This window comes from Photobacterium carnosum, from assembly GCF_021236965.1.
Taxonomy (GTDB): domain Bacteria; phylum Pseudomonadota; class Gammaproteobacteria; order Enterobacterales; family Vibrionaceae; genus Photobacterium; species Photobacterium carnosum.
The window spans coordinates 141,877-162,753 of record NZ_WMDN01000008.1; the positions used below are offsets into that span (position 1 = coordinate 141,877).

The following is a 20,877-nucleotide window of genomic DNA, read 5'->3' on the forward strand; positions in this document are numbered from 1 at the left end:
GATAAATATGAATAGATATGAAAATAACGCGGATTTATATCAACATTGGACTCACTGTCAAATAATCAACAGCTTTAGTTAATATCAAGATAATTATCACTACTGTGGTGATGTAAGCAGACCAAACATCACCACAGTAGTTGCAGGAAAAACAGCCAGAAGACTAGTGTTTAGGACCAAGTAATTTAGCATCCACTAACGCAATCGCACAGCCCGTCAATAAACCCATTAAGTGCGCCATATTCGCAATGGCAATGCCTGCGGGCTCAGCAAAACCAATGATCAACCACACCAACATAAACACTACATAAGAGCGAGCAATCACTAATCCACGTTGTGGTGCTAGCCAACCCATCCACCAGATATACCCCAACAAGGCATAGACAACACCAGATAGGCCACCAAAATTAGGACCATCAAGCCAAAATTGACCAAAGCCAGAAATTAGCGAAGAGATAAGAAATAACTGTACTAATTTAGCAGAGCCACTGTGACGTTCAATTTGTCCGCCTAATAACCACCACCACAAACAGTTAAAAATTACATGCATGGCTGAAAAGTGGAGTAGCGCATGGCTGAAATAACGCCACAACTGCCATTGATCACCATTCATAAACGGGAAATGGAACCAATTAAATAATAGCGATTCAAATCCTAATAACCACAATCCGTAAATGACCAGTGATGCCACCATCACTAGTAATGTAAATGGACCGGCTTGGGCTTTAACCATCGAGATTAGACTCGGGCTAGAATAATCAAATTTTGCAGTGCGACTCTCTGCCACTTGCCATGATGCTTCTTGATATTTGCTATCATTAGGATTAGCAATAAATGCATTCAATTCAGCTTCGGCTTCAATCAGATGTTGGTTATCTTGCAACCATAACGCAAACTTACCCTCAGGCTCTGGCGCTAAAGTCAGTTCAATCCCCCGTGAAGCCATATAATCAATAAATGCTTGTGCGTGACGAGGGTTATAAAATTCAGCTAAGCGATGCATAGTTATCACTCTAATGGATTGGAGATTATCAGTACTAAATACCAAAGGTAGTTACATTCAAAGTGAGTAACTCGCCCTCTTATTACTCATCTTATCAAGGATAAACTTAACTAAGCTTGTACCATCGGTAAGCCTTCACGACGCCAAGCTTCAAAACCACCCTCAACGCTATACACCTGTTCATAACCTTGATTAGCTAAATATTGCGCGGCGCCCTGACTACTGACACCGTGATAACACATCACTAATAATGGTTGTTCAAAGTCAACCTCATCCATCAATGTCACCATTGTATCGTTAGTAAGGTGAAATGCCGCTTGAGCATGGGCTAATGCATAAGATTGGGGATCACGGATATCAACCAGTACGGTCTCTGGTTGTTGTAATAATTGCAGGGCATCTTGTACTGAAATATGTTGAAACTGTTCCATGATGTTTCCTTTTAATGGCATCAATAAAAGTAATAGCAAAGGCTGATAATGCTATTTATGATCGCGATCGATAATGTTCATATTGGATCGTAAACACACGATCCTGACAATTCATCCACCAAAATCAGTAATTAATCACTATTGTACCTTAGCTTAAGCACTGTATCTCCCACCAAAAAATAAGGCTTTATCCACATAACAATCACGGCTCGCAACAATAACAGTTCAATACCAACAAGGAGTTATTGGTGATAGCAATTTACAATCGAACACAAAGTAACCACCTGTGGAAAAGTCTGTGGATTGCGTTGATAATGTGGTTTTCACCAAAAAGATCCACAACATGTAGATCGGATCCCACAACAAGCTGTGTATAAGTCAACTAAGCATACACACAATTATTCACAAATGTGACTTATGACACATAAAATCAGATAGATAAGCTCCTACCTTATAATAGTGATTAGCGACTATAAATTTAGACGATCGACAGCTACAAAAAAACCGACACTAAGGTCGGTTTTTATAGCGTAAAGTAACATGACCAATTAGTAAAAATCGCCCACTGAATCTTTAAGCTTTTTCATGGCATTTTTTTCTAACTGCCGAATACGCTCTGCTGATATACCATAATTATCGGCTAAATCTTGCAAAGTCGACTTTTGATCATCTAACCAACGTGAACGAACAATATGCTGGCTGCGTTCATCCAGACTGGCTAATGCTTGAGATAAACGATTATTGGCATGAGTTTCCCAATTACTTTCTTCATAACTCAAAGCAACATCAGAGCCTTTATCTTCAAGGAAATATGCGGGAGCCATAGGTGCTGAATCACGTTCATCATCATCATTTTGCATTTCAAACGTAGGATCTTGTGCCGCTAAACGTGATTCCATTTCGCGTACTTCAGCAGGTTCAACCCCTAACTGTTGAGCGACCATGTTCACTTCGTCGTTATTAAACCAGCCTAAGCGTTTCTTTGATTTACGTAAATTAAAAAATAATTTCCGTTGTGCTTTGGTAGTTGCTACTTTTACTATTCGCCAATTACGTAATACATATTCATGAATTTCAGCTTTAATCCAATGTACCGCAAAAGACACCAATCGCACGCCAACTTCTGGATTAAAGCGTTTAACCGCTTTCATCAACCCAATATTACCTTCTTGGATTAAATCAGCAATCGGCAAACCATAGCCAGAATATCCACGAGCAATATGCACCACAAATCGCAAATGGGACATCACTAATGCTTTAGCAGCATTAATATCACCTTCATAGTGTAAAGCTTCAGCAAGCTCTTTTTCACGCTCAGGCGTTAGCATTGGATAACGGTTTACAGTCTGAATATAACTTTCAAGACTATCCGCCGAAACTAGAACTAATTTCGACATCTCATTTGACATTCGAAAACCTCGTGTAATTTTCGTGCAATCACAACGGTTATTGAGCACATGCTATCGTTGTGTGAACCGACAATGATGCCTGTAAACATAGTTCAAATGCAAGTCACAGCACAAATATATATGATTATAAGCATCACTTTTTCTTATCATGTTGTTTTAAAATGATTAACAACAACAATTATACTGGGTTAATTTCACGCAAATGACGTCCAGCAGCAAGACGAGCAGCCATTAGACCTAAGAAGGTGGCTATCATTATCATGATTACGCTCTCATCCCAATTCAAGCCCAGCATTCTAAAATGACTACCATACAAATTAGATAACTGCGCAACAGCATCACCTAATAATAAAACTACCCCTTGGGTTAATCCCCATGCAATTAGCGCTGCAATCAAGCCATACCACACCCCGACATAAAGATAAGGGCGTAAAATATAACTATTGGTCGCACCAACCATTTTCATGACTTGGATTTCATCTTTATGGCTAAGCACTTGTAAGCGCAGGGTGTTACCCACAATTAAGAACACCGCAAACAGCATTAGGCCTGACATTAATAATGCCAACGCAATCGCTAACTGTTGAATTGCGGCTAAACGTTGCAGCCAATCACGATCTAAACGCACTTCAGCAACATGCTTTTGCTGTCCCAATTTTTGGGCTAATTCATTGGCTTTAGCCGTCGTTTGCCAATCACTCTTTGGCTCAACAATTACCACTGCGGGTAAAGGATTATTTTGCTCATCAAACAAATTGAGGGCTTTATCAAAACCACCATTTTGCCGAAACTGCTCTAAACCTTGATCCGCGGTAATAAATTTGACGCTATTAACTTGTGACCAATTTTTAATTTCATCAGCAAGTGCCTGCCCATCGTCATTACTGGTATTGTGCTTTAAATACAGTGTGATTTGGCTTGGGTTTTGCCACGCATCAGCAACCGCTGTAATATTTTTCGCCATTAAATAAAAAGTACATGGCAAGGTTAATGCGACAGCTAATACGGCAAGAGTTAAAAAATTACCGAGTGGATGACGAAACATGTCTTTTAATGCAGAGCTTGCTTGTTGGCGATGAATTGCAAAAAAACCAATAGATTTACGCGCCATGAGCTAGCTCCCTTAAATTACCTTTATGTAGATCTAAACGACGATAATCACGGCTAGCAAGCAATGATGTGTCATGCGTTGCCATTAATACTGTTACGCCAACTCGATTAAATTCTTCAAATAATCGCAACACTTGTTGTGATAATTCAGCATCCAGATTACCTGTTGGTTCATCAGCCAACAGTAACATTGGTTTGTTAACAATTGCGCGGGCAATGCCGACGCGCTGTTGTTCACCGCCAGATAATTGGATAGGCAAACATTTTGCCTTATCCAATAATCCGACTTTATCCAAAGATGCACTCACACGACGCTTGATATCATGTTCATTCATTTGTTCAACCCGTAATGGCAAAGCAATGTTATCGAAAACACTGCGATCCATTAAAAGCTTATGATCTTGAAAAATAATACCAATATTGCGGCGCAAAAATGGGATTTGTTTATTTGGTAATCGAGTAATATCGTGACCATTGAACCAAATCTTGCCGTCATTTGGACGCTCAAGGGCACAAATTAATTTCAGCAGGGTACTTTTACCAGCCCCAGAGTGACCCGTTAAAAAAGCCATATCTGCGGGTTTGAGGTGAAAATCTACTTTTTGTAGGGCTTGCCTACCACCACGATAAGCTTTACTTACCTGCTGAAATTGAATCACTTTATTATTCCTCGTTGCTAAATAACGCTTCTATAAACTCATCGGCCACAAATGGTCGCAAATCATCAATGCCTTCACCAATACCAATATAACGAATTGGAATATTGAATTGATCAGCAATTGCAAAAATAACACCACCTTTAGCCGTACCATCTAATTTAGTAATGGTGATCCCCGATACTGGAGCCACTTCACTAAACAGTTTTGTCTGACTAATGGCATTTTGACCCGTACCAGCGTCCAATGTCAGCATAATCTCATGCGGGGCTTCGCTATCAATCTTTTGCATCACCCGCACAATTTTACGTAACTCTTCCATCAAGTGACCTTTGTTTTGCAAACGCCCAGCGGTGTCAGCAATAACAACATCAACATTTTTGGCTTTAGCTGATTCAATGGCATCAAAAATCACGGATGCACTATCAGCGCCAGTATGCTGAGCGATCACAGGCACATTATTACGATCACCCCAAACTTGTAGTTGCTCCACAGCCGCGGCACGGAAGGTATCACCAGCAGCTAGCATGACTGATTTACCATCTGCTTGGAATTGTTTGGCTAATTTACCAATGGTAGTCGTTTTACCGACACCATTAACGCCAACCATCAAAATAACATAAGGCTTTTTAGTCATATCAACCACTAACGGTTGTTCAACTTTAGCCAACATTCCACCTAATTCATCTTTTAATAAACTATAGAGAGCTTCGCCGTCATGTAAATCACTGCGTGATGCTTTGTCAGTAAGGTTATTAATGATTTTTAACGTGGTATCCATCCCAACATCAGCGATCAATAATTGCTCTTCTAACTCTTCAAATAATTCATCATCAATTTTCTTACCACGGAACAAACCAAAGAAACCAGCACCAAAGTTGGTTTTAGTACGCTTTAAACCGCGCATTAAGCGGCTAAAAAAACCTTCTGATTTTGGTTTTTCTTGTTCAGTAGCCGCCGTGATGACTACAGTATTTTGATCGTCATCGTCAGCAATTACATCACTAACATTGGCATCAATAGCATTTTCAGTTACCGATGTTAGTAATGGCTCACTTCCATCATTACTATTATTTAATAACGCTTGATGGTTTTCATCTACGGTTACAATCTCATCATTAATAACACTATCAGTAACAATACTGTCTTTTTGATGATCATTTTCTTGCAACGTCGTAGCCAATTGGCGATCATTAGTTTTAGCGATTAATTCTGGGTCGATGGGTGTTTCTAGCTCAAAGTCATCATTATGACCGGCTTTCAACGACTCATCGTCAGAGGAATGTGTTGATTTTTGGCTATCAACCGAGCCATCAACTACTGATTGATCAGTAGCTTGTTCCTTTGATGCGTCGTTATCTTCAGAGCTAAATCCTAGCCATGAAAATAATCCGCGTTTCTTTTTTTCTGCCATTGGCAAATCCTAGCGCTTGATTGGTACAATTTACGGCCTAAAAACAGGTGTATACTATCATTTTCTTAACGGTCAAAAAAATCTATGACGCAGCGAAGACAGCAAACAACTCGCAAAATACAAAATAATCGTCCTGGTGGATTCGTTAGAATCATCAGCGGACAATGGCGTGGACGCAAATTACCCGTTCATGATGTCGAAGGACTCCGCCCAACCACTGACCGTGTCAAAGAAACACTTTTCAACTGGTTAGCGCAAGACATTTATCAATCTAAATGCCTCGATCTCTTTACTGGTAGTGGTGGCTTAAGTTTTGAAGCACTTTCACGTGGTGCAGAAAGTGTCACCATGCTTGAACTTGATAAAAAAGCGGCCACACAACTCGAAATAAACCTCAACACAGTAAAAGCGACCAATGCTACTGTGATCAATGGCGACAGTTTACACTTTTTGTCACAAACAGGTACGCCACACGATATTGTTTTTATCGATCCTCCGTTTCGAAAAGATCTTATTCAGGATGTTATCACAGCGTTAGAAAATAATGGCTGGTTAACACCACATGCAATGATTTATATTGAAGCAGAAAAGGAATTAGGTCAGTTGGCAATACCTAGCCACTGGCATTTACATCGTGAAAAAAGCGCAGGCCAAGTGTGCTACCGCTTATTTTCCAGAGAGGAACCATGAAAGCACTGATCATTACTGCCAAAATAGCGATTGCCTTAGTCTGGCTAATATTATTCATTAATATCGTCCACCCATTTCCAGGAGTGTCCGCGATAGCGCTGTATATCATGACCGCTTTTTTATTCATGATGCATGGCTTACAAATGCTCATTTTCGTTGGCGCATTTGGTGATAAAATCAAGATGTCGCGTTGGGAGTATTGGTCAATTTTAATTTTTGGTATCTTCGCGCTGCTAGATATCCGTCGCAAGCACATGATGTAATACCTATTGAGCGGGCAACATCATTGATGCTCGCTTTTATTATCTATAACTCAAATATTATCTATAACTTAAAATTAATGATCGAGTGACTCTTCTTTATCATGCTGACACTGCCAACACAGTTCAAATTGGCCCTGATTAACCTCGCCACAATGCTTGCAATGCCAATCGTGATAATCATTACGTAAATACCCCCTCAATAACGACTAAAGCTTGCTGCCATTGAGATACGGTAACCCATAACTGCACTTCAATCACACTCATCGGTAGCTCACCCGCAGCAGCAGCTAATGCTTCCCCCGTCAACCGTACTGACATTCCAGTATTTTCTAACAAACCTTTTAAACTATGTGCTTCTAAGCTGTTTCCGGCGCTATACACACATTGCCATTGTTGATTCGCCATATTTCTACCCTACTAAATATGAAAATAATTAATTAAAGATAGCAATACTGACTCAAGTCTCTGTCTCTAATCTTAAATCCACTTGATTCCTCACTCATTATTACACAATGAAAAACAAATAAAATCACGTTACTTATCATTACTAATTCAGCCAAAAAATCGAAAGATTACATATAAATAAAATAAAATAAAATAAAAATAATGCTTTAAATACAATTGGTTAATTTTAAATCTTGTTAAAATATAGAAAAAAAACAACAAGCCATACCAATGCTCAATTTAATAATGAAAACAATATTTTTTATTGCTAAAAAAAATGAAAAACCAATAACTTAACCATTTAATATACAACCGCCGTTACAGATCAAAAGATAACCAAAAAAAACAATACAAAAATAGCATTACAGACACACAACATCTATTTTTGGTTATTTTTTACAAAAATCATCATAGCCATTACAGATTGAAAGAAACAAAGAAATAAAATACATTAAAAACAATGAGTAACATTAAAAACAAACCGCAAGACAACAGTTAACATTATATTTACAATATAAAAAACTATGGGTTTAATAGTGATAAATGGCTTTTATTGCCATGTAAAATGTTTTTATATGACATAATTATCCATCCACACTGTAAATAACGTTAAAAACATGTTATCTTTATTGTCAAGAAAAAATAAAACCACCATTAAGGATTATAAATTATGCTTACACACTCACAAAAACAAGGGCTTGTAATGATTGCTATTGTTGTTGGTTTAATGACACTACCTGTTATTTACTAAGCTTTACTCAAGAAACAAAAAAATAGCGCCTAATGGCGCCATTTTTTTATCTGGATTATCTCTATGCTCTTTCGTTATAACGTAATGTGCTGCCAATGATAAAAATAGAACCCCAACGCCGCTAACGTAATCCCCCCAAGCAGTAAAACCGCAGCTCCCCACACTAAGCGACTACTACGTGGCATTAATTCCACTTCACACTCCGCACATAAATCCATAAACAACTGATAATTATCGATATCAAAGCCATCTTCCATCATTAACTTCTGATGTATTATATTAATTTCATTTAATTTACTAGAGACATCATCAGGAAAACGATTATCACAACTATGAACTAATTGCGTTAAATCAGTACCTTTAGCGTGATAATGTTGGCGTAATAAGTCTTCTAGCCGACGCGATCTCTCAATGACTTGTTCAATATCCATCATCACCTCCCTCAACCTTCAATTACAATTACCTTACCTAAGCTACCCATTCAACATAGTGTTTTAGTAAAATAATTGTATTCAGATCACGCTTTTATTATCCAAAGTTAGGCATGTATAAATTTGCTGTGAATAATATCGCGGTATTTATTTAATATAGCGTATTAACCACCAAGGAGCTTGGAGATGCCGACATGGATTATTGTCGTACTGTGCCTACTATTACTACTGGCATTAACCTATTTTATCTATAACTATCGCCGTCATATCTTAGGTATTGATGCACCAGAAAAAAAAGTTGATGTTCAAATTTTAGATAAACAAAGTAACCGTATTATTGGTGCGCAGCCGGGAGAGGAAGATGAGGAATATTGGTTTTATGTTCAACCGTTAGCGGGCGGGCCTAAGCGTGAGTTTATGATTGGTATTCATTATTACCAAGCGCTCAATCCTGGCGACATCGGTACCATGACCTACCGTGGCCAGCAATTTATTCACTTTGCACTACAGCGCCAATAGCCATCGTACTGTTTGCTCATTGCCTAATGAGCAAACAGACAATAATTAACACCGTTATGGCACTAACCACGCCGTATAACGACTACGACTCAATAACCAACTGGTCGCCAGCGCTAAGCTCGCTGCAATCATTGTCCATACTGGAATAGCAATTAACGGATTAGCAAAATAGAGATCATATTCCCGTAATGGCCATAAAAAGATCGGATGAATCAAATACACTCCAAGGCTATATTTACTTAACCAACCTAATTGAGTTTGAGTCGATACACTTAACTTATTACTCGCCGCTCGACAAAGTAAAAAGACCGTCGCAGCAACCACAACCGTGTTCAACGTTTTGTATGACATCCAGCGAGCGACTTTATATTCATCAGCAGCAAAACTATGGCTGATCACGCTATAGTCAGTTGCGACAACCGCAATCACCGCTAACGGCAGTAGTACCATTAAACTAGGCCAACGGTATTGATACAGGCAATAACCTAATAATAAATAACCGCTATAAAGTAAATAGGTTTCACTCCATAAGCCATCAATATAAAACAGATATAACCCCGTGATCAGCAGCCATACCATAATGACCCCTTTCACTTGCCCTGGTTCTGCTTTTTGTACCCACCACTGAATAACCGGAATAACCAAATAAAGAGGAATGAAGTAATAGAAAAAACCAAGGTGATAATAGGTTTCATGGGTCGGCAGTTTTTTCAGTACCGACCAACTTAGTGCGCTATCAAAACCATTAACCGTTAGACCAGAGAAGAAGGCATAAAATACCGACCATACCAAAAAGGGGATTAATACTTTACCGAGGCGACGTTTAATATAATAAACAGGCTCAAAAGGACGCTGATCACTGAGCATCAATGCTCCAGTAATCATAATAAACACAGGGACAGCCCAGCGACTAAGGCTATTGATCGTAATCGCACTCATCCACTGCCAATCCGGTATTTGACCCAACTGATCTCGATAGGGGCCAAGGACATGGATCACGACGACTGCCAAGGCAGCAACGACTCGCAGTAAATCAAAAAATCCCACTTTTTCTCTCACCAACGACCCCTTATATAAACAGCAGATATAAAAAAGCAGAGCCATAATCATTTATGGCTCTGCTTTGAATATAGCAGTCACTTAACTGTAAGTATCTATCACATTGATGAATTAACCGATAACTCACTCATTATTGACAGCGATTTAACCTGAGGCTTAAGGTTGTTGACGTGTTGCCGCTAATACAATTTCACGCACACATAAATTTTGAGGCTGGTTATAAGCATAGCTAATCGCATTAGCAATATCTTGTGGTGCAATTACACCACCCATGCCTTGTTTCCATTCTTGGTAGCCGGCTTTAATCGCATCGCTACTAGTATGGCTTAGTAATTCAGTTTCTACTGCACCAGGCGCAATAGTAATAAAGCGTACGTTATCATCAGCCACTTCTTCACGGATATTTTCAGTGATAGCGTGTACAGCAAATTTAGTGCCGCAATAAGCTGCATGGTTAGGGAAGGTTTTACGACCCGCAATTGAGCTGATGTTAATAACAGTACCTGTTTTACGTGCTTTCATGCCCGCAAGAACAACATGAATACCGTTCAGCATCCCCATCACATTGACATTAAACATGGTTTGCCATTCAGCAGGATCCTGCTCATCAGCAAGACCTAATAACATCATACCGGCATTATTGATTAAGCAATCGACTGGACCAAATTTTTGCTCAGCTTCAGCAACCGCCGCCGCAATCGCTTTAACATCAGTCACATCTACTTTACGGCACAATGTATTCGGTAGGTTTAATGCTTCCATCGCTTCAACACGACGCGCTAACAATAATAATGGGTAGCCTTCTGCTGCTAATTTACGCGCAGTAGCTTCACCAATACCTGAACTTGCACCGGTGATCACAACTAAAGATTTCGACATGTTTTTGTTCCTCTAGAATAAACCGCACTATTGATGCAGCCAGCTAAGATGCTGTTGATGGCAATAACTATAGAACGAATTATCGAAACTGAAAAATATCTATTTCCTTGGTTTATCATCAATAAAAACTATGGATAACAACAAGCCGTCATAAGTTTCAACAATGTGATAGGCTAACCGCGTCTTTTTTGATCGAGTATTACCTGATGGACTTACGCTTATTACGGTTTTTTATTGCTGTTTATGAAGAAAAAAATATCACTTTAGCCGCAGAGCGCTGTTGTGTATCTCAACCATCAATATCAAGTGGTATCAAGCAATTAGAACAAGAGCTAACAACTCAACTTTTTGTGCGACATAAAAAAGGGGTTAACCTTACCGACGAAGCACACTATCTATATCCATTAGCGATTCGATTATTAAATGACGTTAATACGCTGCCACAACTCTTTCAACAACGCACTGAACGTTTACCCCTAACATTGGCTAATTTTGCCGATCTTAGTCAAAGCCAATTAGCACTTGTATTAGCACAATTGCACCAGCAAATTCCAAATCTTTTAATTGAATTAGTCGATCATGATAAAAAAGCCGATGCGCGATTAACGTTAGATATGTTTAAAGCTGAAGATGAAATTTTTCTGCCGTTATGGGATGAGGATTATGTGCTGTGCATGTTGCCCGATCACCCACTCGCCAGCTTAACCAGTGTGTCGCCTCAACAATTACACCAACATGATTTTATTGAGTGTCCGCCGTGTGAAGCACATCAACAAACTATTGGCTTACTGGCGTGCGATGGTCTATCGCTTAATTTAGTGGCTAAAGCAGAACATAAAACCCAAGTAATGCATTTAGTTCAAGCTGGATTAGGGATCTCTTTTCTACCGACGGGTGTGTTAGAAAGTGCGACCCAATTAGTCACAGTCCCTCTTGAAGGGCCACGCATGTTTCGTCGTTTAGGGTTATGTTATCCCGCTACTAAAACGCTAAATCCGGCGTTAGCAGCTTGTATTAAAGTGTTAAGCCAACGCGTTGCAATTGACCACCAATCTAACCATTAAGTTTTACCTATCACAGTAATAAGAAAAATCGAATTTTTTATTACTGTAAATCTCTTTATCCTTACATTAGAGAATATGAGTTAAATAGATTAAATAAATAGGTTACTCAATGAATACAACCCAACATACTTCCCATGCATTAGTCGTTGAAGGTGGTGCAATGCGCGGTATTTTTGCCAGTGGTGTGTTGGATGCATTCCTTGAAAATAACTATTTACCGTTTAATTTTGCAATTGGTGTTTCGGCGGGAGCAACTAATTTAATCGGTTATTTAAGTGGTAATTATGGTCGCAGTCATAAAATTATTACTCAATATTCTCGTGATCCTCAATTTATTAATTTTTCTCGTTTCACTCACGGCGGTCATTTAACCGATATCGACTGGTTATGGCGTACAACCTCTCGTTATTTACCGCTGAACCTACTCAAATATGAGCAACGCCAAATCCCACTTTATGCGACCACAACCAATTTAGAAACGGGCTCCGCAGAATATATTAAGGTAACGCGCCATAATATTATGCCATTAATGGAAGCGACCTGTGCCCTGCCTGTTGCTTATCGTCATAATCCGACGATTGATGGCATTGCAATGAGTGATGGCGGAATTGGTGATTCAATTCCTGTTATTGAAGCATATCGCCGTGGAGCGCGTAAGATCACGGTTATTTTATCTAAACCACTTGGTTTTCATAAACAGGACACCAAACTGCCGTGGTTAATCAAATCCATGTTTCACGATCACCCCGCTTTTGCAGACGCCGTGATGACGCGCGCTAGCCGCTATAATGCCGCCCTCGATTTTATTAATCATCCGCCAGCAGATTGTACGATTACCGTTATCGCACCTAATCACGATTTTCATGTTGGTCGTCTAACTCGCAATCTCAATAAATTAGAACAAGGTTACTTTCAAGGAAAACAAGCCGGTCATCGTATCTGTGGAATTATTCCTTGTGAAGGTGAGCATTGCGATCCTGAAGTATTAGTTGCCTAGTCATTCATCGCTTAGTAATTATAGATTAAAACTATCGTTACAATAGATAACAACAGTTATACCTATCAATAGTGTTTATCTATACTGACTTCATCAAAATGAAACCTGCTTTTGTTTTTAACCATTTTATGAGGAATGTACCATGGCTCACCAAACCAATTTAATCGGTCTTGATAGTGATAAAGCCCAAGCGCTAGCGACAGACCTCAATCAGCTGTTATCTAACTACCAAGTGTTTTATATGAATACGCGTGGTTATCATTGGAATATCAAAGGCCAACAGTTTTTTGAATTACATTTAAAGTTTGAAGAAATTTATACGGATCTTCAAATTAAAATCGATGAATTAGCTGAACGTATTCTAACCCTTGGCTACACACCCGATCACAGCTTCAGCCGCTATTTAGCAGCAAGTGACATCAAAGAACAACAAAATATCTGTGATGGTCAACAAGGGGTACAAGGCTTAGTTAATAGCTTTAGTATTTTACTCGGTCAACAACGTCGCATTCTTATAGCGGCAGGTGATGCAAGTGATGAAGGTACTGCGGCATTGATGGGCGATTATATTCGCGAACAAGAAAAATTATTGTGGATGCTTAATGCTTATCTGCAATAACTATAATCGAAACTACATAATGTTAGTGAATTAGTCACTTACTAACATTTAAAAAATATACGAGTGTCATAACCGTATATTTCTATCCAAGGCGACCCGCCTGACTATGGCAATACATTATATGGTTCTTTTTGGGGTCTTTATGGCCCCGTTTTTTTAATTCGAACAATCAATTTGAGTACAGTTTTCAGCCCACGTAACAGCTTGTAAATAACTGTCTTGCACCTGCTGTTCTGATAACCCTAACCCACTACATTTTATTGCCACTTGTTGCCAATCTGCTTTATCAAAAGCATCAACTAAATCTAATACTTGTCCAAGCTCCCCTTCGCGATGTAACAACGATGCTTGAATATGAGGCTGCAGTTTTAATAACACTAATAAATCGGCTAACGAACTGTCTAATAATGCATCTAATAATGAAAACATCCCCGCCAAAAACGCCTGTTCTTTGGGTATCATTGATGAACTATAATTAACTAATTCTTCACACATTTTAGCGCGTTGTAATGATAGAGCATACAGTGCTTTAGGTTTATCTAATGCAGCATGAGCGGTTGCGACAACCCCCACAAACATGCGGAGTTTCTCTTCCCCTAAATACACTAATGCCTGATGAAAGGAACTGATGGGTTCAACTAATCGATGATGATTAGCATTATTCACATAACGCAGTAATAAATAAGACAGTGATACGTCACTACTAATGATCTTTTCGATATTATCAAAATCAACGGGTTCACAACTAATAGCTTGTAATAACTGAATAGTGATTAATTCAGATGCAGCAACTTTACGATGTTTTAAAACTTCAGGCCGACTAAAATAATAACCTTGAAAAAAATCAAAACCCGCAGCAAGTGACGCCTGAAAAGCAGCATGATTTTCAACTTTCTCTGCTAAAAATTTTACTTTTAAATGACGATTATCGCGCACAAAATCACACGCCTTTTTCAAACCGAGCATCAACAAATCAAGTTTAATAATATGTACATAACGGAAAAAACGTTGCCATCTTATATCATATTCAAAATCATCAAGCGCAATAATATAACCTTTTTGATAAAGGCGTTTTATAGCGAAAAATAACTCATCATTGGGAATACAGGTCTCTAATATTTCAATAACCACTTTATTTTTTGGTAGTAATAATGGCATTAAATTTACTAAACAATTTTGGGGGAAATTGATAAAGTTTCGTTGACCTTTAAAAATATGATTATTGCCAATTGCCATATAATTTTCAAGGACAAGTCGACATGTTGCTTCGTTAGCATCAATCACAGGAAAAGCATTACACTCTCCATCACGAAATAACAGCTCATGACCAATCGTTTGTTGACGACGGTTAAAAATAGGCTGACGAGCAACATAAGAAAACATGGTAATAATACCTTTTAGACCACAATGATTAATGACAGGTTATCACAAGATACCAACCTCGAAATATTATCGATATTATGCGCGCGCTAAGGCAAGTAATGCACCACAACCAATAAACATCGACCCAAATATACGATTAAGGCGCGTCATTACAGTCGCTGAACGAATATAGTGGGTAAAACGTGATGCCAAGCTAACATAAAATAACATCACACAAGCATCAATAATCAATGTTGTTCCCCCTAAGATCAATAATTGTGGTAATTGCGGCTGAATCGCGTCAATAAATTGTGGGAATAGAGCCACCAAGAATACAATCGTTTTAGGGTTGGTCAAATTCACCAGCACCGCCCGTTGAAATAAACGCTTAGCAGTCACTGACTTATCAACGCTATCAATGGATAATGCACTCTGCTCACGCCATTTTTGAATGCCTAACCAAATTAAATACACCGCACCAATCCATTTTATCAACGAAAAAGCCACGGTTGATTGAGCAACTAAAGCCCCTAATCCAACCCCAACCAATACGATATGAACCGCCATCCCCAATTGCAAACCAACAATTGATGCTAATGACTTACGCCAACCATACACCATGCCATTACTGATCGAATTAATGGTGCCAGATCCAGGCGCAAAACTAAACACAATAGCAGCAACAACATAAGTCAGCCAAACTTCAACGTTCATTGATATTCCTTGATGATTGTATCAAACAATTAAAAGGCGTGTTATACCTTAATCTTTGATTAGCAAGCAACTTATTGCTTTGTTACGCTACAAGTAATAAATAAGGTATACTGGCAAATATGATAATAAGCAACGAGATAACTTGTCGGTGTAAATATCATTTAATACTTTGCCTCATAGTTCACAACTTTCGGAAACGTTATGACCCTCTCTGCCTTACCTTTTTCACAAGAAGCTAGCTTCAGTCGTATGATGGCAGATCCAATCACAAAATTATGGCAACAACGGTATCAAGGCACCTTGCAAGGCGTCAATCAGTGCCAATTAAGTTGGGTTAGTTTAACCCCCGGCAAAAGTAATAAAGTGATTGTAATTGTAAATGGGCGTATCGAAAGTTATTGTAAATACCAAGAGCTATTCTTTGATTTAATCAATCAGGGGTACCACATTTACTCTCTTGATCACCGTGGGCAAGGGATGTCACAACGATTAACCGTCGATCCTGAAATGGGTTATGTTGATCAATTTGATGATTACGTCACTGACCTTCACACATTTATAACTGATATCGTCAAACCACAAGGCTATCAACATCTCTTTTTATTGGGTCACTCAATGGGCGGAGCGATCAGTAGTTTACTGCTTGCACGTCATCCTAAACTGATTGATCGAGCAGTATTAAGTGCACCAATGCATGGCATTTATCTAAAGCCAAGCTTACGTTTTTTTGCCGAACCACTCGCTCGCTTTAATGATTATATTCATCGCCAACCGACCTATGCGCCAGGGCAACGATCTTATTATCCTAAACCCTTCGCTAATAATCCATTAACCCATAGTGATATTCGTTTTCAATGGACAAAAACGCTCTACCAACAACAACCACAATTACGTTTAGGTGGTGCCAGTAATCGTTGGGTATGGCAAAGCCTTGCTGGGGCTCGCGCAAGTATTCTTGAGGCAAAAAACATCATTACCCCAACCTTAATATTACAAGGTAGTGCTGATCATATTGTCGATAACCAAGCACATCGTCATTTTTGCCAACAAACACCGCATTGTAGCCAATTAGTCACTATTGATGACGCTCATCACGAATTATTATTTGAAAGTGATCAATATCGTAATATCGCCCTATCGGAAATTTGCAACTACTTTGCTACGTCAGAACAGTAAATAGCCCTAAAAAGACTACGCCATCACAAAAATAAAAGCGGAAATATTTATTACTAACATCAACCCCTTTTTATCTCTCATAGTAGTTTAAGATTAACGACTCACATTCGATCTCGTTATCTTTATTTTCGCTACATTTCTATTTATTGAGAGCTTTCATGTATCAAATTGTTGCTTCAGATTTAGATGGCACATTACTAAATCCAGAACATAAAATTGCGCCATTTACTCGAGATGTATTACAACGTCTTGCCCAACAAAAAATAAATTTCGTGTTTGCAACGGGTCGTCATCATATTGATGTTGCAGAGATACGTGAAAAATTAGCTATTCCAGCCTATATGATCACCTCAAATGGTGCTCGAGTACATAACAGCGAAGGCGAACTGGTCTTTCAACAAGATCTTAGCGCTGACGTTATTCGTGGTGTAATTGGACTTGCTAAAGATGATCCTGCGCTGCATATTCATATGTATTGTGGCGATCAATGGCTACTGAATCATGATAATGAACAGTTAAAAGAATTCCATGATAGCTTTAGTTATCATTTGTACGATGCCAACAATCCACCCGTAGAAAATGTAGCTAAAGTCTTCCTTACCCGTGATGATGAGGATCATGAAGCGCTGGTAAAATGGGAACAATGCTTTAATACTCACTTTGGCGATAAAGCTAATGTTGCTTTCTCTACCCCGTGGTGTCTTGAAGTAATGGATGCAGGCATATCAAAAGGTCATGCTCTTAAAGCCGTTGCTGAAGCTTTAGGTTATCAACTTGCAGACTGTATCGCCTTTGGTGATGGTATGAATGATGCTGAAATGCTAGCAATGGCTGGCAAAGGTCTGGTAATGAGCACCTCTCACGAAAAAGTGAAACAGGCATTACCTAATAATGAAGTTATAGGCTCTAACGCCGATGAAGCAGTAGCGCATTATTTAGAGCAACATTTATTAACGCCCTTAGTCGTATCGTGATTCATTCTTCTAAATAACATAACCAGTGACAGTCATAGCGTAGTCTACTGTCACTGATTATGATCAACCCTGCCCCGTCATCGCTAATATACATTGCCACTGAGCGAAAGTTACAGGCATGACACTGAGTCGATTACCTCGTTTAACTAATGGCATGTCGGCTAATTCAACTGCCTTTTTCATTCGCGCTAAACTCACTAACCGTAAATGTTGCAGATATTCAATATCAACCATTACCCACGGTGGTTTATCTCGGGTTGCCTTGGGATCAAAATACCCACTTGTCGGTTCAAATTGAAAATGATCGGGATACGCCTCTTTAACCACGTTGGCAATACCAACCACGCCAATATCTTTACAAGACGAATGGTAAATCAATACTTGATCACCCCATTTAATTTCATCTCGCAACATATTTCGAGCCTGATAATTACGAACCCCTTCCCAAGGTGAAACTTTTTGTTGTTTTAAAGTGTCTATTGAAAAGGTGTCGGGTTCGGTTTTAAATAACCAATACGCCACTGATCTCCCCTAATTGTGCTAATTTCAATGTTGAAATAAAGCCTACCATAGAGAATACATAATGACCTACCCACGCTTATCACTTGCATTGTTGTTAGCGGCAACAACCTTATCGGGCTGTGCCAGCTGGATGCCTTCAGCGTTTAAAAGCGATCCAGCAGAATCACAATGGGTGGGTAACTATAAGAGTGATACTGAAATGGGGTTAACGACACATCTTCATTTAGCCAGTGATCATGCAGCAACAACAACCTACACCTATACCAATGGCGATCCTGACTTATTAGAAACTGGTCATTGGCAAGCTATTAACCCAACGAGTGTAAAAGTCACTATGATTACCCACCAAGGACGACCACTTAATAGTGAACGTATTTATAGCTATGACCCACACTCAGAGCAATTAAGCACTCAGCAAGAAACCGTTGATGGGCAAACCTATGAATTAGGTGTTGAAGGATTAATTTTACAACGTCAATAAAGCCCCCTCTTATTCTCTATCGTGACTCAAAGGTGGCGTTATGCCACACTGCCACCTTTATTGTTCACTTTGAGAGAAATTATGGCTTGTCAGCGTTGCGGTTTTCAATTTAATTGTATTTGTGATACCGAACCACAATTACAATCAACGGCCGACTTTGTGCTACTTACTCATCCGCGTGAATGCAACAAAGATACCAACACTGGCGTGTTAATGACTCGAACACTGCCCAGCTGTCGTGTCGAAATATGGCACCGCACTGAACCACCACAAGCATTATTAGACCAACTACAAGATCCTAACTATCAAGCATGGTTAGTCTTCCCTAGTAATGAACAACATCCGTCAATATCATTACCACAACCGCAGACTAATCACCGCAAAATACTATTTATTATTCTTGATGCAACCTGGCAAGAAGCACGAAAAATGGTACGTAAAAGTCCATGGTTAAATCAATTGCCGCGCATTGCTATAACGCCACAACAAACATCCAGCTATGCCTTACGCCGTAATCAACAACCAGGACACCTTTGTACCTGTGAAGTAGGGATTGAATTATTAGATCTATTACAACACCACCAAGCAGCACAACAATTACAAACCTATTTTAATCATTTTATTAATATCTATCACGCCGACAAAAGTGGTCACGCGAAATAACCATCAGCTGTGATTAAACTATCTAACTGTTGTTTTTGTAATATCAGATTTACTGCTTTATTTTCTAAATAAAAAGGCTCAGATTAAAAAGAACCATTTTATACACCGTATTTTTAGTGAAGCAGATACCATGAAAACCAAAATTCTTGCTGTTGTAATAATAGCCTCTACCTTAGGTCTTGCAGGCTGTGCGGCTAATCCTTATGGCAATGCCTACAATGTAAATGACGCTCGCCAGATGCAACAAGTTTATTACGGTACCGTTATGCGTACTCAAGCTGTAACGTTAAACGGTAACGGGAATGGCATTGGTACATTAGCCGGTGGTGCTATTGGTGGTATTTTAGGTTCAGGCGTTGGCGGCGGAACCGGTTCTGAAATCGCTGCGATAGGTGGTGCTTTGCTTGGTGGCTATTTAGGTAATGCCGCAGGGAATCAAGTGACAAAACACAATGGCGTTAACTTAACCATAAAAATGGACAGTGGTCGCACCGTTTCTATTGTGCAACAAGTCAATCCTCAAGTGATATTCCATACTGGTGAGCGAGTACAAGTTAACCTTAGTGATAATGGCACTTCACGTGTAACACCCGCTTAAGCACAATATTATTTTCAATAAAAAGGAGCTTATGCTCCTTTTTTAGTGCCTAAAAATGGTATCTAGTTTATAAAAATAACCTCCACACCTCGTATTTTATCCATTAAATCTCCCTCTAAACATTCATCTTAGATTAAGGTTTGTTATTATTAAAAAAAAATAACAAATCAATGGAACATAGAATCTCACAATTAATGCATAACTATTTCAGAATTATGGGGGTGGACTGCTAGTTTATATTACAAACATCAATCATTAATTAAATTAAATCACTGTTATTAAGTAATTTTTAATATTTACATTCCCACGTTTTATAATGGAATGTTAATTTCCACTAAATTAAGCGATCGAATAACAATACTGTTTATCAAATTACGCTCTAAATATGCAACGTTTCTTTGCGCTTTTACCGTTTTTTTTTTATCAAAATAGCAGCATCATAGCTCGCGTTAAATCGCTAAACGGTGATGCCATTAAATAATTACAATAAAAGAATTATAATTAATTTATTTTTTTGATTAAGTAAGATAGTCAAAAAAATAATTTAACTGTTACTTTTTATTTATATTATTTAGTTAGCATGACTTTATTTTCATTACGATAAATAAACTATGTATATAGCGTTTATATCCCTTCCTATAATAGGTA

At 38.7% G+C, this 20,877-nt stretch carries 25 protein-coding genes; 11 read left to right on the forward strand and 14 right to left on the reverse strand.

Features of this window, described 5'->3' with window-relative positions; all coding sequences use genetic code 11:
- Positions 1 to 163 precede the first annotated feature (163 nt).
- The 6 genes from glpG to ftsY all read right to left on the reverse strand — a co-directional run bounded on the left by glpG (position 164) and on the right by ftsY (position 6,023).
- Positions 164 to 1,003 (reverse strand): rhomboid family intramembrane serine protease GlpG, encoded by an 840-nt coding sequence (gene glpG / locus GLP24_RS10040; protein WP_152653768.1) that lies wholly within the window; start codon positions 1,001 to 1,003, stop codon positions 164 to 166.
- Positions 1,004 to 1,113: 110 nt separating this feature from the next.
- The gene (gene glpE / locus GLP24_RS10045; protein ID WP_101768164.1) at positions 1,114 to 1,434 is read right to left on the reverse strand and encodes a thiosulfate sulfurtransferase GlpE; all 321 of its coding nucleotides are present in this window, start codon (positions 1,432 to 1,434) and stop codon (positions 1,114 to 1,116) included.
- 548 nt (positions 1,435 to 1,982) lie between these two features.
- Positions 1,983 to 2,843 (reverse strand): RNA polymerase sigma factor RpoH, encoded by an 861-nt coding sequence (gene rpoH, locus GLP24_RS10050; RefSeq protein ID WP_232602793.1) that lies wholly within the window; start codon positions 2,841 to 2,843, stop codon positions 1,983 to 1,985.
- Between the two features lie 178 nt (positions 2,844 to 3,021).
- A complete protein-coding gene (ftsX, locus tag GLP24_RS10055) occupies positions 3,022 to 3,954 on the reverse strand; it encodes a permease-like cell division protein FtsX (RefSeq protein ID WP_101768166.1) in 933 nt (310 codons plus the stop codon).
- On the reverse strand, positions 3,944 to 4,612 hold the full coding sequence (gene ftsE, locus GLP24_RS10060; protein WP_101768167.1) for a cell division ATP-binding protein FtsE: 669 nt from the start codon (positions 4,610 to 4,612) through the stop codon (positions 3,944 to 3,946). Before ftsE ends, ftsX begins: the two co-directional genes overlap by 11 nt.
- Before the next feature lie 4 nt (positions 4,613 to 4,616).
- A complete protein-coding gene (gene ftsY, locus GLP24_RS10065) occupies positions 4,617 to 6,023 on the reverse strand; it encodes a signal recognition particle-docking protein FtsY (protein WP_232615948.1) in 1,407 nt (468 codons plus the stop codon).
- A gap of 84 nt (positions 6,024 to 6,107) precedes the next feature.
- Here ftsY and rsmD point away from each other — a divergent pair, with 84 nt between their 5' ends.
- Entirely contained in the window at positions 6,108 to 6,713 is a 606-nt protein-coding gene (rsmD, locus tag GLP24_RS10070; protein ID WP_232615949.1) for a 16S rRNA (guanine(966)-N(2))-methyltransferase RsmD, read from the forward strand.
- Positions 6,710 to 6,976, forward strand: coding sequence for a DUF1145 domain-containing protein (locus GLP24_RS10075; protein ID WP_101768170.1), 267 nt, complete (start codon positions 6,710 to 6,712; stop codon positions 6,974 to 6,976). The genes rsmD and GLP24_RS10075 overlap by 4 nt, the downstream gene beginning before the upstream one ends.
- 74 nt (positions 6,977 to 7,050) lie before the next feature.
- Here the strand turns inward: GLP24_RS10075 and GLP24_RS19985 are convergent, their stop codons facing one another.
- The 3 genes from GLP24_RS19985 to GLP24_RS10085 all read right to left on the reverse strand — a co-directional run bounded on the left by GLP24_RS19985 (position 7,051) and on the right by GLP24_RS10085 (position 8,605).
- The gene (locus GLP24_RS19985) at positions 7,051 to 7,176 is read right to left on the reverse strand and encodes a DUF7577 domain-containing protein (RefSeq protein ID WP_456291275.1); all 126 of its coding nucleotides are present in this window, start codon (positions 7,174 to 7,176) and stop codon (positions 7,051 to 7,053) included.
- Positions 7,157 to 7,381, reverse strand: a complete 225-nt coding sequence (locus tag GLP24_RS10080; protein WP_232615950.1) for a putative signal transducing protein — start codon at positions 7,379 to 7,381, stop codon at positions 7,157 to 7,159. The genes GLP24_RS19985 and GLP24_RS10080 overlap by 20 nt, the downstream gene beginning before the upstream one ends.
- Before the next feature lie 864 nt (positions 7,382 to 8,245).
- Entirely contained in the window at positions 8,246 to 8,605 is a 360-nt protein-coding gene (locus tag GLP24_RS10085; RefSeq protein WP_232615951.1) for a DUF4145 domain-containing protein, read from the reverse strand.
- Positions 8,606 to 8,788: 183 nt separating this feature from the next.
- Between GLP24_RS10085 and GLP24_RS10090 the strand changes: the two genes are divergently transcribed.
- Positions 8,789 to 9,121: a DUF2500 domain-containing protein gene (locus tag GLP24_RS10090; protein WP_101768174.1), complete on the forward strand. Its 333-nt coding sequence runs from the start codon at positions 8,789 to 8,791 to the stop codon at positions 9,119 to 9,121.
- Between the two features lie 54 nt (positions 9,122 to 9,175).
- On the opposite strand, the gene GLP24_RS10095 is transcribed toward GLP24_RS10090, so the two are convergent.
- On the reverse strand, positions 9,176 to 10,180 hold the full coding sequence (locus GLP24_RS10095; RefSeq protein ID WP_232603710.1) for an acyltransferase: 1,005 nt from the start codon (positions 10,178 to 10,180) through the stop codon (positions 9,176 to 9,178).
- Positions 10,181 to 10,336: 156 nt separating this feature from the next.
- Positions 10,337 to 11,059, reverse strand: a complete 723-nt coding sequence (locus tag GLP24_RS10100) for an SDR family oxidoreductase (RefSeq protein WP_045035854.1) — start codon at positions 11,057 to 11,059, stop codon at positions 10,337 to 10,339.
- A 206-nt stretch (positions 11,060 to 11,265) separates the two neighbouring features.
- Between GLP24_RS10100 and GLP24_RS10105 the strand changes: the two genes are divergently transcribed.
- The 3 genes from GLP24_RS10105 to GLP24_RS10115 all read left to right on the forward strand — a co-directional run bounded on the left by GLP24_RS10105 (position 11,266) and on the right by GLP24_RS10115 (position 13,739).
- On the forward strand, positions 11,266 to 12,123 hold the full coding sequence (locus GLP24_RS10105) for a LysR family transcriptional regulator (RefSeq protein ID WP_101768176.1): 858 nt from the start codon (positions 11,266 to 11,268) through the stop codon (positions 12,121 to 12,123).
- A 109-nt stretch (positions 12,124 to 12,232) separates the two neighbouring features.
- On the forward strand, positions 12,233 to 13,120 hold the full coding sequence (locus GLP24_RS10110; protein WP_101768177.1) for a patatin-like phospholipase family protein: 888 nt from the start codon (positions 12,233 to 12,235) through the stop codon (positions 13,118 to 13,120).
- A gap of 142 nt (positions 13,121 to 13,262) precedes the next feature.
- A complete protein-coding gene (locus GLP24_RS10115; RefSeq protein ID WP_101768178.1) occupies positions 13,263 to 13,739 on the forward strand; it encodes a Dps family protein in 477 nt (158 codons plus the stop codon).
- Positions 13,740 to 13,895: 156 nt separating this feature from the next.
- On the opposite strand, the gene GLP24_RS10120 is transcribed toward GLP24_RS10115, so the two are convergent.
- On the reverse strand, positions 13,896 to 15,122 hold the full coding sequence (locus tag GLP24_RS10120; protein WP_221943604.1) for an EAL and HDOD domain-containing protein: 1,227 nt from the start codon (positions 15,120 to 15,122) through the stop codon (positions 13,896 to 13,898).
- A 75-nt stretch (positions 15,123 to 15,197) separates the two neighbouring features.
- Positions 15,198 to 15,815 carry a homoserine/homoserine lactone efflux protein gene (gene rhtB, locus GLP24_RS10125; RefSeq protein ID WP_232615952.1) on the reverse strand — a complete coding sequence of 206 codons (618 nt, stop codon included), beginning with the start codon at positions 15,813 to 15,815 and terminating at the stop codon, positions 15,198 to 15,200.
- Positions 15,816 to 16,016: 201 nt separating this feature from the next.
- Between rhtB and GLP24_RS10130 the strand changes: the two genes are divergently transcribed.
- Entirely contained in the window at positions 16,017 to 16,991 is a 975-nt protein-coding gene (locus GLP24_RS10130) for an alpha/beta fold hydrolase (protein ID WP_232576025.1), read from the forward strand.
- Between the two features lie 158 nt (positions 16,992 to 17,149).
- Positions 17,150 to 17,965: a Cof-type HAD-IIB family hydrolase gene (locus GLP24_RS10135; RefSeq protein WP_232615953.1), complete on the forward strand. Its 816-nt coding sequence runs from the start codon at positions 17,150 to 17,152 to the stop codon at positions 17,963 to 17,965.
- A gap of 63 nt (positions 17,966 to 18,028) precedes the next feature.
- Here the strand turns inward: GLP24_RS10135 and GLP24_RS10140 are convergent, their stop codons facing one another.
- Positions 18,029 to 18,487, reverse strand: a complete 459-nt coding sequence (locus GLP24_RS10140) for an EVE domain-containing protein (protein WP_152653760.1) — start codon at positions 18,485 to 18,487, stop codon at positions 18,029 to 18,031.
- 61 nt (positions 18,488 to 18,548) lie between these two features.
- Here GLP24_RS10140 and GLP24_RS10145 point away from each other — a divergent pair, with 61 nt between their 5' ends.
- The 3 genes from GLP24_RS10145 to GLP24_RS10155 all read left to right on the forward strand — a co-directional run bounded on the left by GLP24_RS10145 (position 18,549) and on the right by GLP24_RS10155 (position 20,229).
- Positions 18,549 to 18,968, forward strand: a complete 420-nt coding sequence (locus tag GLP24_RS10145) for a hypothetical protein (protein ID WP_152653759.1) — start codon at positions 18,549 to 18,551, stop codon at positions 18,966 to 18,968.
- Between the two features lie 81 nt (positions 18,969 to 19,049).
- Positions 19,050 to 19,631 carry a tRNA-uridine aminocarboxypropyltransferase gene (locus GLP24_RS10150; RefSeq protein ID WP_232615954.1) on the forward strand — a complete coding sequence of 194 codons (582 nt, stop codon included), beginning with the start codon at positions 19,050 to 19,052 and terminating at the stop codon, positions 19,629 to 19,631.
- Positions 19,632 to 19,761: 130 nt separating this feature from the next.
- The gene (locus GLP24_RS10155; RefSeq protein WP_101768185.1) at positions 19,762 to 20,229 is read left to right on the forward strand and encodes an outer membrane lipoprotein; all 468 of its coding nucleotides are present in this window, start codon (positions 19,762 to 19,764) and stop codon (positions 20,227 to 20,229) included.
- The last annotated feature ends 648 nt before the right edge of the window (positions 20,230 to 20,877 follow it).

Excerpts from the sequence above, each read along its gene's own strand:
- glpG (WP_152653768.1), bottom strand. The coding sequence starts at position 1,003 with ATGCATCGCTTAGCTGAATTTTATAACCCTCGTCACGCACAAGCATTT.
- glpE (WP_101768164.1), bottom strand. The coding sequence starts at position 1,434 with ATGGAACAGTTTCAACATATTTCAGTACAAGATGCCCTGCAATTATTA.
- rpoH (WP_232602793.1), bottom strand. The coding sequence starts at position 2,843 with ATGTCAAATGAGATGTCGAAATTAGTTCTAGTTTCGGCGGATAGTCTT.
- ftsX (WP_101768166.1), bottom strand. The coding sequence starts at position 3,954 with ATGGCGCGTAAATCTATTGGTTTTTTTGCAATTCATCGCCAACAAGCA.
- ftsY (WP_232615948.1), bottom strand. The coding sequence starts at position 6,023 with ATGGCAGAAAAAAAGAAACGCGGATTATTTTCATGGCTAGGATTTAGC.
- rsmD (WP_232615949.1), top strand. The coding sequence starts at position 6,108 with ATGACGCAGCGAAGACAGCAAACAACTCGCAAAATACAAAATAATCGT.
- GLP24_RS10075 (WP_101768170.1), top strand. The coding sequence starts at position 6,710 with ATGAAAGCACTGATCATTACTGCCAAAATAGCGATTGCCTTAGTCTGG.
- GLP24_RS10080 (WP_232615950.1), bottom strand. The coding sequence starts at position 7,381 with ATGGCGAATCAACAATGGCAATGTGTGTATAGCGCCGGAAACAGCTTA.
- GLP24_RS10085 (WP_232615951.1), bottom strand. The coding sequence starts at position 8,605 with ATGATGGATATTGAACAAGTCATTGAGAGATCGCGTCGGCTAGAAGAC.
- GLP24_RS10090 (WP_101768174.1), top strand. The coding sequence starts at position 8,789 with ATGCCGACATGGATTATTGTCGTACTGTGCCTACTATTACTACTGGCA.
- GLP24_RS10100 (WP_045035854.1), bottom strand. The coding sequence starts at position 11,059 with ATGTCGAAATCTTTAGTTGTGATCACCGGTGCAAGTTCAGGTATTGGT.
- GLP24_RS10105 (WP_101768176.1), top strand. The coding sequence starts at position 11,266 with ATGGACTTACGCTTATTACGGTTTTTTATTGCTGTTTATGAAGAAAAA.
- GLP24_RS10110 (WP_101768177.1), top strand. The coding sequence starts at position 12,233 with ATGAATACAACCCAACATACTTCCCATGCATTAGTCGTTGAAGGTGGT.
- GLP24_RS10115 (WP_101768178.1), top strand. The coding sequence starts at position 13,263 with ATGGCTCACCAAACCAATTTAATCGGTCTTGATAGTGATAAAGCCCAA.
- GLP24_RS10120 (WP_221943604.1), bottom strand. The coding sequence starts at position 15,122 with ATGTTTTCTTATGTTGCTCGTCAGCCTATTTTTAACCGTCGTCAACAA.
- rhtB (WP_232615952.1), bottom strand. The coding sequence starts at position 15,815 with ATGAACGTTGAAGTTTGGCTGACTTATGTTGTTGCTGCTATTGTGTTT.
- GLP24_RS10130 (WP_232576025.1), top strand. The coding sequence starts at position 16,017 with ATGACCCTCTCTGCCTTACCTTTTTCACAAGAAGCTAGCTTCAGTCGT.
- GLP24_RS10135 (WP_232615953.1), top strand. The coding sequence starts at position 17,150 with ATGTATCAAATTGTTGCTTCAGATTTAGATGGCACATTACTAAATCCA.
- GLP24_RS10145 (WP_152653759.1), top strand. The coding sequence starts at position 18,549 with ATGACCTACCCACGCTTATCACTTGCATTGTTGTTAGCGGCAACAACC.
- GLP24_RS10150 (WP_232615954.1), top strand. The coding sequence starts at position 19,050 with ATGGCTTGTCAGCGTTGCGGTTTTCAATTTAATTGTATTTGTGATACC.
- GLP24_RS10155 (WP_101768185.1), top strand. The coding sequence starts at position 19,762 with ATGAAAACCAAAATTCTTGCTGTTGTAATAATAGCCTCTACCTTAGGT.